The following is a 17,825-nucleotide window of genomic DNA, read 5'->3' as shown; positions in this document are numbered from 1 at the left end:
CCGCATCCGGCGCCTCGGTGAGCGTGCGGTTCCGGCGGCCCGAGCGCGCACGACCAGACTGGCCTGAGACAGGGTCGGCTCGAGGGGTGTGGCGCGGGATGACCGGTGAGGCGCGACGCGCGCCGCGCCTGAGCCGGGTCCGTCGACGATCAGACCGCGCGAAGGTCCGCGACGCCGCGGCCGCGTGGACTGGACGGGTCGACACCGTCACCGCCCGCACGGACCGGATGGACGTCGACGCGTAGCTGATCCGGACCGACGCTGCGTCGCCTGGGCCGTGCCCACCGCGCAGGATCTGGACACCGCCGCGCTGGTGCGTGCGCTCGGCACCTCATTCGGCCACCCGGCCTGAGCGGCGCATTAACGGTCGTCTCAGATTCGCTCGGTACGAAGTCGGCATCAGATGAGCGAACTGACCCGTATGGAGGAAGCAGTGATGGCAGTCAAGGCAGCGCCGCCCGGGGAAGCGCCGGCCGGTCGCTTGGCAGGCCGCTGGGTGCCATGGTTGGTGATCGGGTTGTGGGTGGCGCTGGCGGCGGTCATGGTGCCGCTGAGCGGGAAGTTGAGCTCGGTCACCACCGACAGAGCCGTCGACACCCTGCCGGCCAGCGCCGAGTCCACCAGGGTGGCGGTGCTGGAGGACAGCCTCCCCGGCGGTGAGGACAACACGTTCGTCTTCGTGTACCAGCGCGCCGGCGGCATGACCGACGCCGACCGCGCGTCGGTCGAGCGCCACCACAACACCCTTGCCAAGCGGTACCCGCCGAAGGTGACGGCGGCGGGCGGCGAGGACGAGGAGGGCCCGCCGACGAGACCCTCCACCGACGGCAAGGCGATGATGTTCACCCTGGATGTGAGCACGACATACGGCGCACCGGAGACCATCGTCGGCCCATTGCGTGAGGCTGCGAAGGACCGCCCCGCCGGCCTGGAACTCGACGTGACCGGACCCGCCGCGGTCGACGGCGACATGGACGCCGTCTTCGACGGCGTCGACCTGCAGGTCTTCCTCACCACCGTCGTCGTCGTCACGCTCCTGCTGATCCTCACCTACCGCAGTCCGGTGTTGTGGTTCATCCCGCTCATGGCTGTGGGCGCGGCCGCACTGACCGCGATGGCGACCGTCTACCTGCTCGTCAAGGGCTTCGGCATCGTGATCAACGACCAGAACTCGGCGCTGCTGACGATCCTGGTATTCGGCGTCGGCACGGACTACGCGCTGTTGCTGATCGCCCGGTACCGGGAGACACTGCACCACCACGAGAACGTCCGGGTCGCGATGGTCCACGCGCTCCGCGGCGCGGCGCCGGCCATCGTCGCGTCCGCGGCCACCGTGATCGCTGGCCTGCTCTGCCTGCTCGTCGCCGACCTGAACAGCACCAGCGGGTTGGGCCCGATCGGCGCGGCCGGCATCATGTGCGCGCTGGTGGCCATGCTGACGCTGTTCCCGGCGGTGCTCGTGGTGCTTGGCAGGCGGATCTTCTGGCCGGCCATCCCGCGGTTCAACACGGCCGTGCAGGAGAAGCCGGGGCTGTGGGGACGGCTCGGCACCGCCATCAGTCGCCGCCGGTGGGTGGCGACGCTCGGCTCGCTCGGAGTCCTCGGCGTGCTCGCCATCGGGCTGGTGGGCAACACCGGCGCCCTGCGGGAGCAGGACCAGTTCCTGTCCGCGCCGGAGTCGGTCACCGGCTTCACCGTCCTCCGCCAGCACTTCCCGGAGCTCGGCGGTCAGCCGATGACGATCTTCACGCGGCCGGCGCACCAGGAGCGGGTGCTCGACGTTGTCCAGGGCATTCGCGGTGTGGCCCTGGTCGTCCCGGGGCAGACCAGCGGAGGCTGGGCCGACATCTCCGTGTTCCCGACCGACGCGCCGGACACCGCCGCGGAGTACGACACGATCAAGCGGGTGCGTGCCGCCGTGCACGCGGTGAACGGGGCGGAGGCGATCGTCGGCGGGCCGAGCGCGGAGAACCTCGACACCGAGGTCACCACCACCCGCGACGAGAAGCTGGTGATCCCGTTGGTGCTCACCGTCGTCCTGATCGTCCTCGGGCTACTGCTCCGAGCGATCGTGGCCCCGCTGGTCCTGATGGCGACCGTGATCGTCTCATTCGCCGCAGCCTTCGGCGGCAGCGTGTTCGTCTTCGACACGGTCCTCGGGTTCAAGGGCGTCGACTATTCGGTGCCGCTGCTGGCATTCCTGTTCCTGGTGGCGCTCGGCATCGACTACAACATCTTCCTGGCCAGCCGGGCCCGGGAGGAGAGCGTGCGCCTCGGCACCAGAGAGGGCATGCTCAAAGCCCTCTCCGCCACCGGCGGCGTCATCACCTCGGCAGGCCTGGTCCTAGCGGCCACGTTCGCGGTTCTCGCCTCACTTCCGCTGGTGATGCTGATCGAGGTCGGGTTCCTGGTCGCCTTCGGCGTGCTGCTCGACGCCTTGCTGGTGCGGTCGGTCCTGGTGCCCGCCCTCACCCTGCTGATCGGCTCACGGATGTGGTGGCCGAGCCGGTTGTCCCGACCGGCGGAGTTGCCGGACGATCAACGGCCGCTCGTGGAGGGGCCCGCGCCGCAACGGTGAGCGCGGCGGCACAGTCGAGATCCGGGACGGGCCCTTGCCCGTCCCGGATCCTTGTCCTGGCCCGGCGGCCGTCACCGTGTCCGCCGCCCTTGTCCTGCGCCGCCCGCTGCGGCGGGTCCTGGCACCGCGCGCGGTCCCGGCGCCGTGCCGCGGAGGGTCAGAGCGCCACCGTGTCCACCCCCGCGCTGAGCCGGGTGACCCGAGCGGGCGGGGCGGCGGCCGGAAGGATGATGCGCAGCAGCGCGCCGCCGCGTGCGGACCGGGCGACGGTGACCCGGCCAGCGTGGGCGTCGACGACCCGCTGCACGATCGACAGGCCCAGACCTGATCCCGGCAGCGCCCGGGCGCTGCCGGCACGGTAGAACCGGTCGAACACCCGCGGTACGTCGGCGGCGTCGATGCCCGGCCCGGCGTCGTCGACCTCGAGGACCGCCGACGTGCCCTCGGCACGGAGCCGGACCTGGACCGGCTGCTCAGCGGGGGACCACTTGCCGGCGTTGTCGATGAGGTTGAGCACCGCCCGCTGGAGCGCAGCGGGACGCCCGCTCACCCAGACGGAGGTCACGTCGAGCGCGACCTCGATGTCGGGCACGCGGGAACGCGCCCGGGTCGCGGCGGCCACCACCACGTCGGCGAAATCGAGCAGCTCGGTGCTCTCGTCGCTGACGTCGCCGCGCGCCAGGTCGGTCAGCTCGGCGGCAAGGGTGCTCAACTCGGCCACCTGGGCGCCGAGATCGTTGAGCAGCCGGGTCCGACTCTCCGCCGGCAGTGCGCTGTCCAGGGTGCCGCGCCGATCGAGCCGGATCAGCAGCTCAACGTTGAGGCGTAGGCTGGTGAGCGGGGTCTTGAGTTCGTGGGCGGCGTCCTCGGCGAGCAGCCGCTGGGCCCGCCGGGAGTCCCGAAGCGCGGCGAGCATGTCGTTGATTGACTGGATCAGCCTCCGGATCTCCCCGCCGCCCTCGTCCGGGATGTCGGCGTCGAGGTCCCGGGTCTGCGCGACACGAACCGCGGCGGCGGTCAGCCGGTCGATCGGTGCCAGTCCGGTCCGCGCCACGGTCCGCCCGACAAGGGCGCCCCCGGCCACGCAGAGCAGTCCGATCAGCAGCATGCCAAACCCGAATCGGTTGATCGGGGTGTCGTCGCTGTTGCGGGCCACCTGGACCGCGCCGTCGCCCACCCGCAGCGTGTAGATGAGGTAGCCGTCGTCGTCGCTGTCGTTCGACTCCATCAGGTCGGCCGACGCCCCCTGCGCCACGCGCCCGGCGTGCCCGCTGACGGGGGGCAGCGCGGGTTGGCCGGCCGGCGTCCGGGTCGAGCCGTCGGGCAGGATGACCCGCACCAGCCGACCGGACCCGGGATACGGCGGTAGGTGGACCTGCGCCAGACCGGTGGGCTCCACGGTCGTCGCCAGGACGCGGGAGTCCGCGCGTAACTGATTTTCGGCGTTGTCCTGCAGCTCCGAGTCCAGTAGCTCGCTGGCCACCTGGAAGGCCACGAAGACGCTGACCGCGATGGCCGTCGCCGCGATCACCGTCAGCCTGGTCCGCAGGGACCGCCGGCGCCACCATCGGGTCGGCCGTCGCGGTTCCCGGCCGGCGGGTCTGCTCACGGAGGAGTCTCCCGCAGCGTGTACCCCAAGCCGCGCAGCGTGTAAATCAGTCGCGGCTCACCCTCGGCCTCCATCTTGCGGCGCAGATAGCTCACGTACACCTGGAGGTTGTTGGCTGTGGTGCTCATGTCGAAGCCCCAGATCGCCTCGAACAGCACGTCGCGGGTCAACACCCGGGTCGCATTGCGCACGAGAACCTGTAGCAGGGAGAACTCGGTCCGGGTCAGATACAGCGGCCGCCCACCCCGCCAGGCCTCGAACCTGTCGGGATCGAGCCGGACGTCGGCGAACGACAGGATCTGCGACTCGTCGTCGCCCGGCGCGCGGCGGCGCAGCAGAGCCCGGACCCGGGCCAGCAACTCCTCGGTGGCGAACGGCTTGGGCAGGTAGTCGTCGGCGCCCGCGTCCAGCCCCGCGACCCGGTCGGAGACCTGATCCCGGGCGGTCAGCATCAGCACCGGCAGATCTCGACCCGCCGCCCGCAACCGCCGGCAGGTCTCCAACCCGCCGAGGCGGGGCATCATCACGTCGAGGATCAGCAGATCCGGCGCCGCGCCACCGATCCCGTCGAGCACGGCGAGACCGTTGGCGGCGGTGCTAGTGCCGTAACCCTCGACCTGAAGCACCCGCTCCAGCGACTCACGGATGGCCGCCTCGTCGTCGACGATCATGATCTGCACGCCGGCCCGCTCCCTCCAGTTGATGGTTTTGCGCTCATCCTCGCCGATCAACCTGAGGGCAGGATTAATGCTGCAACGGCAGTGGGCGAATCGAGCCCAGCTCGTGGTCGTCGGCCTGCCTGTGACGGACGTTGATGTTGATCGGTGGCATGGGGGACGCTGCTCCAGGCCGGAGGCCTGCCGGGCTTCGTCCGCCAAAACGGCAACATCGCACCAGTCAACAACGTCGTCATCTGACAGATGTCTCGACGCGGCGCGGCACCAAGACTGCAGGTAGTTCCATCGATGCGTGCTCGCACGCGCGATCACGCCTGCCGGAGGTCTGCCATGCCGACGACACACTCAGCATCCGCCCCACCGGGTCCGGCGAAGAAGCCGATTCTCCGGTGGCCACGGCGCTCCCAACAGCCGAGGCCAGCGATCGCCCTGCTCGTCATGACCCTGGTTGCGACGACCGCGACAGCTGTCGCCGGTCCGGCCACGCCGGCCTTCGCCAACGACCACTACAGCACCATCGAATCCGCCGCCGAGGCCAACCGGGACTGGATGGCACGGGTGTCGGACGACGCCAGCCTGGCCGACCTGTCCATTCCCGGCACCCACGACACCCTCGCGCTCTGCGGCCAGTCGGCGGGCAACGGCGACTGCGAATTCATCTCGACGAGCCTCACCCAGACGCAGGAACGCCACGGGTACAGCGCCGAGACCCTGGCCACCCAACTGGACGCCGGCATCCGGTCGATCGACATCAGGGTCCGGGTGGACAGAGGCGACGCCGGACTGACGTTCACCGTCCACCACGGTGTCTACTACCAGTGGGCCAACTTCACCGACGTGCTCACGAAGATCGAGACGTTCCTGCGGGCGAACCCGACCGAGACGGTGCTGCTGAACCTCAAGGCCGAGTGCCTGGGCAGCGATGGAAGTTGCGTCGACGCGGAGGGCTACGACAGCACCGAGTGGCGCCGGAAGGTCTTCGACTCGTACCTCACCGGCCGCTACCACACCGGCAACGGTGACGAGACGAGGCAGGGCAGAGCCTGGGGAAGCCTGTTCTGGGGCAACTCCGTCAACGGTGTCGAGCAGACGACCACACCGACCCTCGGCGCCGTACGCGGGAAGATCGTCCTGCTCGGGTTCCGCGGACCGGCCGGCGGCATCTACGGCGGCTACGGCATCGGGCAGCTCTACCCCGCCGGCGGCTCCTACGAGGGCTATGTGCAGGACAACTTCACCGTCACCCAGGTCAGCGACATCGACGACAAGTGGGAGAGTGTTCGGACGCACCTACGCAAGACCAACGGGGTGTGGGACGCCAACCGTGGCGAGCAGACCCGACACGACCACGAGCCGGGCTCGCTCTACATGAACTTCACCAGCGGCACGGGCGGCCTGGCCCATCCGTACACGGTCGCCGGTGGCACCCCGACGGCGACCGGAGTCAACGAGTTCCTCATCCAGTGCCTGCGGGCCAGCAACGACAGGTGCCCGGAGTTCTACCCGAACCGGGCGGGCAACTTCGGTGGACGCCAGACCATGGACCGGCTCGGCATCGTGATGATGGACTTCCCGGGCGGAAAGCTGATCGACGAGATCGTCGCCCGCAATCCCGCCGGTCGGGCCGGCGGCAGTCGCAACGGCGGGGCCGGCGACCCGATGGAGCAGCATGCCGGCGGTGACAACGGAGGCACCCGACCGGTGGTGCCGACCGACCACGCGCAGTGCCGCCCGGACGGCATGATCCCGACCGCCGGCACCAGCACCCCCTACTGCCGGGTCTACCAGGGCGACGGCCGGGAGTGGCTCGGCCAGGGCCGGAGCCGTCGGGTGATCGGCTACTTCAACGGCAGCCGCACCGGGGCCGACGGCAAGCCCTTCTACCTGGTCAAGAACATGCCGTGGTCAAAGCTGACCCACATCAACTACGCCTTCGCCCGAGTCGAGAACAACCGGATCTCGGTCGGCGCGGATGGCCCGAACAACCCGGCAACCGGAATGACCTGGAACGTTCCCGGCACCGAGATGGACCAGAGCCTGCCGTACCGGGGGCACTTCAACCTGTTGACCACCTACAAGCGTCTGCACCCCCGGGTGAAGACGCTGATCTCGGTGGGCGGCTGGGCGGAGAGCCGCGGCTTCTACGGCATGACCACCAACGCCGACGGTACGACCAACCAGGCCGGGATCAACACCTTCTCCGACTCGGTCGTCGACTTCCTCGGCCGGTACGGCTTCGACGGCGTCGACATCGACTTCGAGTACCCGACGGTGCTGGACGACACGGGCAACCCGAACGACTGGGGCGATGCGCGGTCGCGCCGCAAGGGACTGCCGACCTCGTACACGGCCCTGATGAAGACGCTGCGGGAGAAGCTGGACCGGACGTCCGCCACCAACGGTCGCTACTACCTGCTCACCTCCGCCACGTCGGCCTCCGGCTATCTCGTGCGGGGCATGGAGAACCAGAAGGCGCTGCGCTACCAGGACTACACGAACCTGATGGCGTACGACTACCACGGCTCCTGGAACGAGGTGGTCGGTCCGAATGCCGCCCTGCACGACGACGGCAAGGACCCGGAGCTGAGCGACCTCTACTCCACGCCGGAGTACCAGAAGATCGGCTACTTCAACACCGACTGGGCCTTCCACCACCTGCGCGGCGCGATGCAGGCCGGGCGGATCAACATCGGCATCCCGTACTACACCCGGGGTTGGCGCAACGTCACCGGCGGCAGCAACGGCATGTGGGGCAGAGCCGTGGGCAGCACCTGCCAGCCGGGCACCGGCCTGGTCCGCCCCTGCGGCGACGGCGCGGTCGGCATCGACAACATCTGGCACGACCGCGACGCGAACGGTCGAGAGGTCGGTGCGGGGGTCAACCCGATGTGGCACGCCAAGAACCTGGAACGCGACCTCACCCCCCGCTACGCCAACGCGGTCGGCCTCACCCCGGACAGCGACCCGAACGACCGGCGCACCGGCACGTACGACCGGCACTGGGACGCGACCACCCGCACCGCCTGGTTGTGGAACCCGGATAAGAAGACCTACCTCTCCATCCAGGACACCGAGGGCCTCGACCACGTCGTGGACTACGTCAACCGCAAGGGCGCGGGTGGCGTGATGATGTGGGAACTCTCCGGTGACTACGAGTGCCCGGCCGAGGCGGCCCCGGACAACCCCTGCGTGATGGGCTACACCCTCACCAACCGGCTGCACGAGCGGCTCCAGGGCGCCGCCGCGTACGGCGACAGCCGCGGCGCCGGCAGTTCGGTGCAGCGTCCGGCACTGGCCGTCGACGTGACAGTCGACCTGATCCGCTACCCGACCGACACGGCGAGTCTGTGGCCGCTGACCCCGACCGTCCGGATCAGCAACAACACCGGGGTGACCATCGGTGGCGGCAGGGACAACGTCATCTCCTTCGACCTGCCGACCTCGACGCCCCCGCTGATCAAGGACGGCAACTGGCAGACCGGCTCCCAGGGCGGCCGGTGGAAGGTGCAGGCCGGGCACACCGGCCCGAATGTCGGCACCGGGCTCTCCGGCGCCTTCCACCGGGTCAGCCTCACCCTGGACTACTGCCAGATCATCCCGGCCGGGCAGAGCCTGGACGTGCCGATCATCTACTACATCCCGGCGACCGGGCCGGTGAACACCACAGTCAAGCTGGGCGGCACCACGTTCGCCTCGGTGCCGGAGCAGAACCGGGGTGCCGCGAAGGTCATCCCGGCGACCGGCGGATGCTCGGCGCCGGCCTGGGACGCCAGCAAGGTCTACAACCCGGCGACCCAGTCGGTGGAGAGCATCACCGTGAAGTACGCCGGCAAGGTCTGGCAGGCCAAGTGGTGGACCCAGGGCAACGTGCCCGGCACCGGGGCCAACTCGGACCTGGAACCCTGGCGGCTCATCGGCCCGGCCAGCTGACGCGAGGACGGTGGCATCCGGGTCCGACCCGGATGCCACCGCCCGGGCAGCGCCGGTCACCGCTCGACGACGTCCTCCGGAGAGCGACGCAGCACCGCGCCCGCGATCTCCACCCGGCTGCGCATGCCGAGTTTCGCCAGGATCCGCGAGATGTGCGTCTGGGCCGTCCGGCGGGTGAGGAACAGGCTCTGCGCGATGTCCGGCGTCGACCGACCCGCCGCGACAAGCATGGCGACCCTGCGCTCGGTGGGGGTCAGCGCGTCCCAGCCGTGTCCGGCCCGTCTGCTCCGGGCACCGCGCACCCCACGCCGAACCCCACGACTGCGCAGCCTGGCCTCGGCCCGACGGATGTCCCAGGTCGCGCCGAACCCGCCGTACAGGTCGACCGCCTCGTTCAGGGCGGTCCGCGCCTGCGCAGTGTCGCCCCGCTCGGCCAGGACGACGGCGAGATCCTCCAGCGTCCCGGCGAGTTCCACCGGCACCCCGCTGGCCCGGTAGTGAGCCACGGCCGAACGAAGCGCCCCAGGGTCGCCGCCGTGCAGGCCGCGACACCTGTCGGCGGACGCGGCAGCTCGGGCCGGCACCTGCTCTGCCGCCGCCTCCGCCAGGCAGGCGCGTACCCCCGCCTCCGCCGCCGACCGGTCGTCGACCGCCAGAGCGAGTCGGACGAACCGGGGCAGCCACTGGTGGGTCAGGGTCATCTCCCCTGGCCGCCGGTCGAGAAGAGCGCCCAAATGATCCAACGCCATCCGCAGATCGCCGTCCTGCTCGGCGGCGAGGGACCGCGCCACGAGCAGGAAGTCGAGGTTTTCCCGATCGGCGACGGTCACGACCGGGCGGTCGAATCCCGCGCGAAGATGGGCGGCGGCCCTGACCCGCTCGCCCCGATGGCCGGCGATGAGCGCTGACACACCGTGCCAGAGCCGCCCCGGGCCGCCTTCGCGCAGCCCACGGTATGTCGACGCCGAGGTGTCCTGCGCGACCGCGTCGAGTTCGGCCAGGGCGTCGTCCCACCGCCCCAGCCAGAACAGCAACACGGCGGCGGTCACCCCGGCGGTCGTGTCGTCCATGCGGTTGGCCGCGCGCAGAAAGTCCCGGGCTTCACGCAGCGCCGCCTCCGCGTCCGTCCACCGGCTCAGGTTCTGGAGCGAGAAGATCCGTCCGTGCAGGGCGAACGCCCTCAGGTCGACGTGGTCGGCGACGAAGCCCAGCGCCTCGATCGCCCCCTCCGCGCTGTGCAGGGCGAGCCGGTGCTGCCGGCGCACGGAGTGGCTGGCCCAGAGACCCGTCAGCGCGTACGCCGTCGCGAAAGCGTCTCCGGCCACGGCTGCCATGCGCAGCGCGTCCCGAGCGGTGGCATCCGCCGCCGCCAGGTCCCCGGAGCCCGCCCGCTGGAACATCGCCAGCGAGGCGAGCAGCCGGGCCCGCCAGGCGTCAGGTAGGTCAGCTCGGGCGAGGCCCCGGTGCAGGTGGGCCACCGCCGCGGTGTTGTGCCCGCCACTGAACAGCGCGCGGGCGAGCATCCAGTGGAGCTGCCCACGGTCGTCCGGGTCGACGACCAACCCCAGGGTCTGCCGCACCCGATGGGCGGCTTCCTCGTGCTCGCCGCCAGCGATGAGGACCCGCGCGAGGTTCATGCAGAGCCCTACCCGTACGTCCTCGTCACCCGGGTCGTGGTCCACTTCGCGACGGAGCAGCTCGGCCGCGAGGTGCGGCGCCCATCCGGCCAGCACCGGTCCGGCCTCGGCCAGCCACCGCCGCACCCAGCGGTCCCCGACAACGCCGGAGGCGAGGAGATGCTGAGCCACACGCTGCGGTTCGACGCTGGTGGACTCCAAGGCCCGTGCCACCTCCAGGTGCAGTGCGGCGCGCAACGCGGCCGGCACCCCGTCGTACAGGGCCTGCCGGAGCAACGGATGCCGGAACCGCATCCGAGGGCCGGCCTCGACCAGGATGCCTGCCGTCACCGCCTCCTGGAGGTCGGCGGAGAAGTCGATCGCCGGACGGCCGAGCAGCGCGGCGAGTTCGGTGACCGCGAATTCGCCGCCGAGCAGCGCGGCCGTCCGCATCAGCTCGACGGTGCCGGCCGGGACGGCACTCAGCCTGCCTTCGAGGGCCGCGGCCAGCGACCTCGGGACCACGCCGACAGCTGAGTCACGCACCTCGGCCTGCGCGCCGATGTCCAGCAGGTCTTCGCGAACCAGTGACTCGACCAGTTCCCGCAGGAAGAGTGGATTGCCGACCGCCTGAGCGGCGAGCCGGGCGAGTCCGCCCCCCGGTGGCACGCCCACGAGTGTGGTGAGCAGATCGCGGACCGACTCCGGGGCGAGGGGGCCGAGCGGGACGCGGACCACGTCCCGCCGGACAGCGACGTCGCGCAACCGCCGCACGGTCGACCGGTGAACGCCGGGACGGTAGGAGAGGACCAGCAGCAACGGCAGGTACGCGGCGACCGAGGCCAGCCGGCGGCACACATCGATGGACGCGTCATCAGCCCACTGCACGTCGTCGACGAGGAGCATCATCGGGCCGGCGGTGCACAGTTCGTCGACCAGAGCGACGACCATCTCCACGGCCGCCGCGGCGTGACCGGCGTCGGCCAGATCGAGGACGGATCGCCTGTCGCTCAGGAACGCCGCGATCCGCGCCCGGTGGGGATCCGTCGAGCGCGGCCTGATCTCCAGGCAGTCGAGTAGAACGCCCAGGAGTGGCGGATGAGCCAGTTGGTCGGCGACACCCTCTGACACCTGGCAGCCCAGCTCTCTGCCAACCTGCGCAGCGGCCGCCACGAGGGACGACTTGCCGATCCCCGGCTCGCCCTCGATCCAGACCACGCCGCCGGCGCCGAGACGCAGCCGTTGCACGGCGTCCCACAGCTCCGCGAGTTCGGCCACACGCCCGATCAGAAATCCTGGAGATTGACGGAGGTCAGCATCGTGCCTCAGATCCATCGGCTGCCCCGCGCCGTCAGCCCGGTCATCGACGGCCAGCGACGTCGGCGGCGAACGCGGCAACCCAGGTCAGTGCGGAGTTCCAGTTGATGGTGATCTCGTTGACCGACCAGGCTTCGAGATTGTCGACGTAGCAGAGCTGTGGGGCGCACCCATGTAACCAACTCGCCGAGAGCGGGTCCTGGAGGCTGGAGTTGGGCCCACCGGCGACCGATCCCACCGGCGGGTTCGGCAACCGGGCGTCGAACGATTTCGCGTACCACCGGCTGTGCTGGTTCTTCGCGTCGTTGCTGCCGTAGCCGGTGATGTAGGACTGCCCGAGGGCGTTTCGGCCCAACAGGTAGTCGAGCCCCTCGAAGACGGCGTCGGCGTACCTGTCGTTGCCGGTGAGGTCGTAGGCGGTGGCCAGGACGACCTGGTTGTTCAGCATCGACGCGTTCGAGCCCCAGTCGTAGCGTCCCGTGGTGGGGGAGTACGTCTGCCCGAAGCGCTCGGCCTTCTGGAACGAGATCAGCCGGTCCGCGGCGGCGACCACCCATCCCTCGATCTGTTCACGGTCGCTCAGCTCGGTGCCGAGCCGCGCCAGATCGAGTTGGGCCAGCGCGGCCACCGAACCCCAGTAGAAACCGTTCTGGCTGAAGGCCGCACCGGCGGTGTGGAACCGGCTGACCCGGACGGCGGTGAGGTAGGTGGCGTCCTTGGTGGTCAGGTACAGCTCGGCCGCGGCCCAGTAGAACTCGTCGGAGACGTCCCCGTCGTTGTAGGGGCCCCCACCGCTGCGGTCCTCGTACGGTGCGAAGAGCGCCGGGTTGGCCCGGGCCGCGGCGTACGCGCGTTCGGCCGCCGCGCGCAGCCGGGCGGCGAAGCCGGCGTCGTGCGCCTGGTAGATCCTTGCCGCCTGGGCCGCGACGGCGGCCAGGTTCAGGGTGGCCGCGGTCGACGGCCTGTGCAGTTCCCGGGGTTTCTTGTCCTGGTGCGGGAGCATCGGCGGCCCGGTCCAGGTCTCGTCGTGCACCTTGTGGTGGACCATGCCGGCCAGCGGCAGACCGTCGGGCACCTGCATCTTCAGCATGAAGTCGAGGTTCCAGCGGGCCTCGTCGAGGATGTCCGGAACGCCGTTGCCGCGTTCCGGCACGGCCAGGGTGCCGTCGCCGAGCGCCGCCGGCCGGTTGCGTTCCCACGTCGACAGGAGCTGGTACGTGGCGATGCCGCCGTTGACGACGTACTTGCCGTGGTCGCCGGCGTCGTACCAGCCGCCGGTGACGTCCAGTCGGTAGGAGCAGGTCCAGTTGTTCAGGAACGACTTCGGCCGCTGGCAGGGCACCTGGGTGTCGCCACCGTTCGGTGACTCCGCGACGTGCCCGGCCGGGCGGGCGTACGCCGCCCCGGCGATGCCCCCGTCGATCGCGATGCCACTGCGGTTGGTGTAGAAGAAGCGGGTCACGTCGGCGCGCAGCCGGTCGTACAGGTCCGCGCGGACGTCGAACGGGTGGCTGGGGCGGTCGACCCAGCCGTCGTACACCAACTCGAACCGGCCGGTGGTCGTGACGTGGCTGAAGTCGATCACATGGGTGTTGGCGCTTGCCGACGCGTCGAAGCCGGTCGGGGTGGTCCGACCCGTCGCCACCGTCGCGCCGCCGCCGGCCCGGCGCAGCGTCCACGGCACCGCGTGGGACGCGCCGTACAGCAACGTCGCCCGTTTGGGCCCGTTGGGCAGGTAGCCGTGCTGGTTCACCTTGAGGTCCGGCCCGGCGTCGGCCCGGTACGCGTACTCGGCGCCGGTGAGCGTCACGTCGTCCATGCAGAACTCGTACGGCGCCGTGGACTTACCGAGCCGGAACTGGAGCTGGGCCAACCGGTACGGCTCCGGGTAGGTCGTGGTGATGCTGTACTCGTACTCCTTCCAGGCGGTGCCGGTGGTGAAGCCCTTGTTCAGGTACGTGACATTGGTGGGGTTGTCGAAGGGCGCGAGGTAGACCAGCGGGTTCGCCGCCGTGTTCGTCCGGGCGCGGAACCGCAGCGTGTACGTGGCGCCGCCGGGCAGGTAGATGCTGTTGTGCCCGACCAGGACGTCCCACGGGTTGGTGGACGCGGGCGCGGTCACGCAGAAGGTCCCGCCGTCCAGTTTCGGCGTCATTCCGGCGTTCACCCACCACGGTTTGTCCGTGCCGGTGAACGTGCTGTTCTGCAACAGCCGGCCGTCGAGCTGCGGCCGGGGTGGCCCACCCCCGTACGCCGGCAGTGTTCCCGCCGGCAGGTCCTGCCCGCCGCCCTGGCCGGGCTGTCCCGGGCCGGGATCCGCGCTGCCGTACCGGGGCAGCAGCCAACCGTCGAGACCACCCGAGACGGCGCTGACCAGGACGAAGTCGCCGATCAGGTCGGCGTCGAGGTCGGCGAACAGGCCGGTGGTGCCGGCGAACGGGCCATCGTCACGGATCGGGCCCAGTGACCGCCAGCCGGTCGTCGCGCTCCACGGAGCCCCGGTGTTCTCCCAGGCCAGCACTTTGCCGCTGGGGTAGTCGACGCGCAGCACGTCGGCCCGACGGTCACCTGTGACATCCGAGAACGACGTCTGGTAATAGCCGTCGGCGGGGGTCGCGAAGCCGCTGACCGAGTGCCAGTCGCCCGGCACCGGCATCCGGCCCGGGGACCGGTTCTCCCAGAGGCTGGCGTGGCTCAGCCGATCCGAGTTGATCAGGTCGTCGTCTCCGTCGCCGTCGATGTCGACGAAGCGCGGGTTCTCGTAGAGCAGGTTGTTGGCCACGGTGGTGGGTGATCCCCATCGTTTCTGCGCGCCGTCGGACTCGTTGCGGGACATCCAGATGACCCGGGTCCCGGTGGGCGACTCGTCAGCGGTCAGCAACCGGAGGTAGTCGTCCCGGTCGTCGCCGTCGAGGTCGCCGAAGTGCACCGTCCCGGGCAGACCCCGGTCCGGCGGGCTGATGTCACCGAGGGCGGTCCAGGTGGATCGGACGCCGTCGTTGCGCCACGCCGGTAGCCGACCGTCGGGCTGGACGATGACGTGATCGGCGTCGCCGTCGCCGTCGAGGTCGGGGAAGTGGGTCTCCGAGCCGGCCGGGGTGGCGTCCCGGAACTCACCGATCGGGTCCCAGCGCGGGCCGATACCGTTGCGGGGCTCCGGCCGCCACTGGTAGAAGTCCTGCCCGACCACCAGCCGCGCCCCGAGAGCGTTGGCGGAGGGTTGCAGGGAGCCGCCGAGCCCGGGCGTGAAGATCTGCCCGTCCTTGAACTGCCACCGGGACACCTCGGCCTGCTCCGAGCAGAGGGTACTGCCGGTGCTCCGGGAGTTCGCGTCCCAGGACAGGCACCGCTCGGTCGCCGGGTCGGCCTGCGGCCAGGCGAGCTGGTACTGGCCTCCCGCCGTGCTGAAGCGCACCTGGAGGGCCTCGTCGAGGCTGCCACGCGGCGTCCTGACGTGTGGTCCGATGTCATCGCCGTCGTTCGTCTTCAACGCGATCACCGCGTGCTCCAGGTGGCGGGCGAAGAAGCGGTACGTGTCGCCGGGGACCGGGGCGTAGCAGTCCCGCTCGGCGGTCGTCCGGGGCGCGAGACCACCGCCGGAACCACAGCCGGCGTTCACGACGTAACGGACATACCTGTGGTCGGAGTTCCCGCCGCGCACCTCAGCGTTGATGGTGTTGTTGTTTCCGATGCTGGCGTAGGCGAAGTCCAGCTCCTCGCCGCCCTCGTGGGTGGGCTGGCCCGCCGCGACGATGCGGCTCTGCAACGCGGCCGGCATCCGTGCGGGATCCTGGTTGAAGTCGGCCAGCACCATCCATTCGCCAGTGGGGCGACCGGCCATGAACTGCCGAGCCGTCTCGATGATGTCGGGGGCGTCGTTGGCACTGTTCCGACCGTTGGACAGCGCGTGGGCGGTGAAGTACCAGTCAGAGCCGATCTGGACGCCCATCATCGGCCGCGAGTTGAACCGCCCGCCCACCGGCAGGATCACGGCGTCGGTCACCGTCTCCCGGGTGACGATGGCCAGGCCGTTGCGTTGCTGACCGGTGTCGGCCCAGTAGATCTGCAACAGGTCCGGGCGGTCGCCCGTGCCGATGTTGTACAGATGCTCGGTGACGCCGGCCTCGGTGAACTGACGATCGGTCCACACCGCCCGGGGGGGAGGTTGGCTGCCCGCCTCCTGGAGCGCGGCGACCTGCACCCCTTCCTGGTGGAACATCTGCTGCACAGCGGCCACCCACCGCGACTCCGGAGGCTCTTCGCCCCCCTGGTGCTGGCCCTGCAGGTTCCAGGACGCGGTGACCCGGTCCTGCGGCACCGCTACCGCCGGTGTCGGGGGTTCCAGGGCGTACAGAAACGTCGACACCGTCGTCAATGCGATGATCGCGGCCAGCCGCCTGCGCACCACGCCCACGTCAGATCCTCCAGACCGACCTCGTCGCCCGCCACCGGGATCACGGAGACGATGCGGCAGCGGAGCCCCGCACCGCATCGGTGGAAATTGCCTATTCGGGCCGGGGTGGGCTGGCCGGCGTCCGATCCGCCGTTACCTATCGGGATTCACCTGCGGTGACGGACGAGTTCGGACGCCGCCTGTTGCCTGGGCGGCCTCGACGTCCCCTGGCCCAGACCGGGTCCGGCGTCGTCAACCCAGTCGATCCAGCTTTTCGCGAGCGGCAGTGTCGGGCCGAGGCGTGAGGACCACGAGGCGCAGGTCGGTGTTCTGGGTGGTCAGGACGTTGGCGTCCAGCGGGATGGCGCCCACGTCCGGATGTACGGCGGTCTTGTGCGCGCTCTCGTGATGGGCCACCGCACGGAGGGCCCAGAGGCGGCAGAACCTGTCGTTCCCGGCCATGCGCGAGATCAGGGCCGCCACGTCGGGGTCGTTCGGATAGCGGGCGCTGGTCGCGCGCAGGTCGGCCACCAACGACTGCTCGAAGTAGGCGCGCTCGGCGTCGGTCTGGCGGACTCGGGGGTTTCGGGACTCGAACTGGACGATCAAGGCGTTGCGATCGTCGGCGGCGGCGCCGGCGGGGTCGCCGAAGACTGCCGCGAACAGCCGGTTCCAGTGCAGCAGCCGCCAGACGGCGTCGTAGACGGCCGCCGGGGTGTCGCCGAGGTGGTCGATGACGCGGTGCAGGCTGCCGGGGATCAGGTGAGGTATCCGGTCCGGGGCCGCGGCGAAGCCGGCGAGGCGCATCAGGTGCGCCTCCTCGTCGTCGGACAGTCGTAACGCGCGGGCCAGGGAGCTGCACACCTGCGCCGACGGTGTGGCCGCCCGGCCCTGTTCGAGGCGTGCCACGTATTCGGGGGAGATGCCGGCCAGTGCTGCCAGCTCGCCGCGCCGTAGCCCGGCGACGCGGCGAGGTGATGCGTCCGTTAAACCGGCCGCGGCCGGATCCATGCGATCCCGCCAGGCCCGCAGCGCGGCGCCGAGGTCATTCATGAACCCATGATCCGCCATCGCTGGGTAGTACCAGCGGTACGCGGAAGATCTGTGTCTTCCACAGTGGTGGGTCGCCCCTCAGGATGGGGATCATGAGCAAAGTGACCAGGATGCACCACATCGGAGTGCCGGTCAGCGATCTGGCGCGGTCGGTACGGTGGTACGAGGACGTCCTCGGCATCGCGCCGACCGGCGTGACGATCTCGGCGACGAACCCGGCGATCGGTGCGGTTGTCGAGGTGGAGAACGCGTCGATGCGGGCATCGTTCGCGCTGGCCGGCGACAACGTCCTTCTGGAACTCATCCAGTACGACAGCCCGCAGCCGAGGCCCTTCACCGGGCGCAACTCTGACGTTGGGGTGATGCACCTGTGTTTTGAGGTCGACGATCTCGACTCGGCGCACCGCGACCTAGTGCGGCGGGGCGTGCACGTCAACGCCGATCCGGTCGTGCTCCAGGACGGCGATGGCGTCGAAGCGGGGGCGCTGGCCGGGACGAAGATCCTCTACCTGCGTGACCCCGACGGCATTCAGCTGGAACTGTTCGAGTTGCCCTCGTAGGGGCGTCGACTCCGGACCCGGCGGCCGTCCCGGTCGGTGCGCTGCTGTGGTTACCATCGGTGGGGCCGATCAACCGGAGGGCACCATTCGTC

At 70.3% G+C, this 17,825-nt stretch carries 8 protein-coding genes; 3 read left to right on the top strand and 5 right to left on the bottom strand.

Annotated elements, in window-relative coordinates:
• The first annotated feature begins 436 nt into the window (after positions 1–436).
• Entirely contained in the window at positions 437–2,578 is a 2,142-nt protein-coding gene (locus OG992_RS32680) for an MMPL family transporter (protein WP_266305376.1), read from the top strand.
• Between the two features lie 157 nt (positions 2,579–2,735).
• On the opposite strand, the gene OG992_RS32675 is transcribed toward OG992_RS32680, so the two are convergent.
• Together OG992_RS32675 and OG992_RS32670 are read right to left on the bottom strand one after the other, a co-directional pair.
• Complete coding sequence (locus OG992_RS32675) at positions 2,736–4,187, bottom strand: HAMP domain-containing sensor histidine kinase (RefSeq protein WP_266305375.1); 1,452 nt, start codon at positions 4,185–4,187, stop codon at positions 2,736–2,738.
• Complete coding sequence (locus tag OG992_RS32670) at positions 4,184–4,867, bottom strand: response regulator transcription factor (RefSeq protein WP_323182016.1); 684 nt, start codon at positions 4,865–4,867, stop codon at positions 4,184–4,186. Before OG992_RS32670 ends, OG992_RS32675 begins: the two co-directional genes overlap by 4 nt.
• A 435-nt stretch (positions 4,868–5,302) precedes the next feature.
• Here OG992_RS32670 and OG992_RS32665 point away from each other — a divergent pair, with 435 nt between their 5' ends.
• Positions 5,303–8,794, top strand: a complete 3,492-nt coding sequence (locus tag OG992_RS32665; RefSeq protein WP_266305374.1) for a phosphatidylinositol-specific phospholipase C domain-containing protein — start codon at positions 5,303–5,305, stop codon at positions 8,792–8,794.
• A gap of 56 nt (positions 8,795–8,850) precedes the next feature.
• On the opposite strand, the gene OG992_RS32660 is transcribed toward OG992_RS32665, so the two are convergent.
• The 3 genes from OG992_RS32660 to OG992_RS32650 form a co-directional block, all read right to left on the bottom strand.
• Positions 8,851–11,688 carry an AAA family ATPase gene (locus OG992_RS32660; protein WP_266305373.1) on the bottom strand — a complete coding sequence of 946 codons (2,838 nt, stop codon included), beginning with the start codon at positions 11,686–11,688 and terminating at the stop codon, positions 8,851–8,853.
• A gap of 82 nt (positions 11,689–11,770) precedes the next feature.
• Positions 11,771–16,141: a glycoside hydrolase family 9 protein gene (locus OG992_RS32655; protein WP_238684307.1), complete on the bottom strand. Its 4,371-nt coding sequence runs from the start codon at positions 16,139–16,141 to the stop codon at positions 11,771–11,773.
• A 231-nt stretch (positions 16,142–16,372) separates the two neighbouring features.
• Entirely contained in the window at positions 16,373–17,173 is an 801-nt protein-coding gene (locus OG992_RS32650) for a helix-turn-helix transcriptional regulator (RefSeq protein WP_266305372.1), read from the bottom strand.
• A 92-nt stretch (positions 17,174–17,265) separates the two neighbouring features.
• Between OG992_RS32650 and OG992_RS32645 the strand changes: the two genes are divergently transcribed.
• Complete coding sequence (locus tag OG992_RS32645) at positions 17,266–17,733, top strand: VOC family protein (protein ID WP_266305371.1); 468 nt, start codon at positions 17,266–17,268, stop codon at positions 17,731–17,733.
• The last annotated feature ends 92 nt before the right edge of the window (positions 17,734–17,825 follow it).

The organism is Micromonospora sp. NBC_00362 (assembly GCF_026342155.1).
GTDB lineage: Bacteria > Actinomycetota > Actinomycetes > Mycobacteriales > Micromonosporaceae > Micromonospora > Micromonospora hortensis.
The sequence above is the reverse complement of the archived record's forward strand: the minus strand, read 5'-3'. Positions and strand labels throughout refer to the sequence as shown.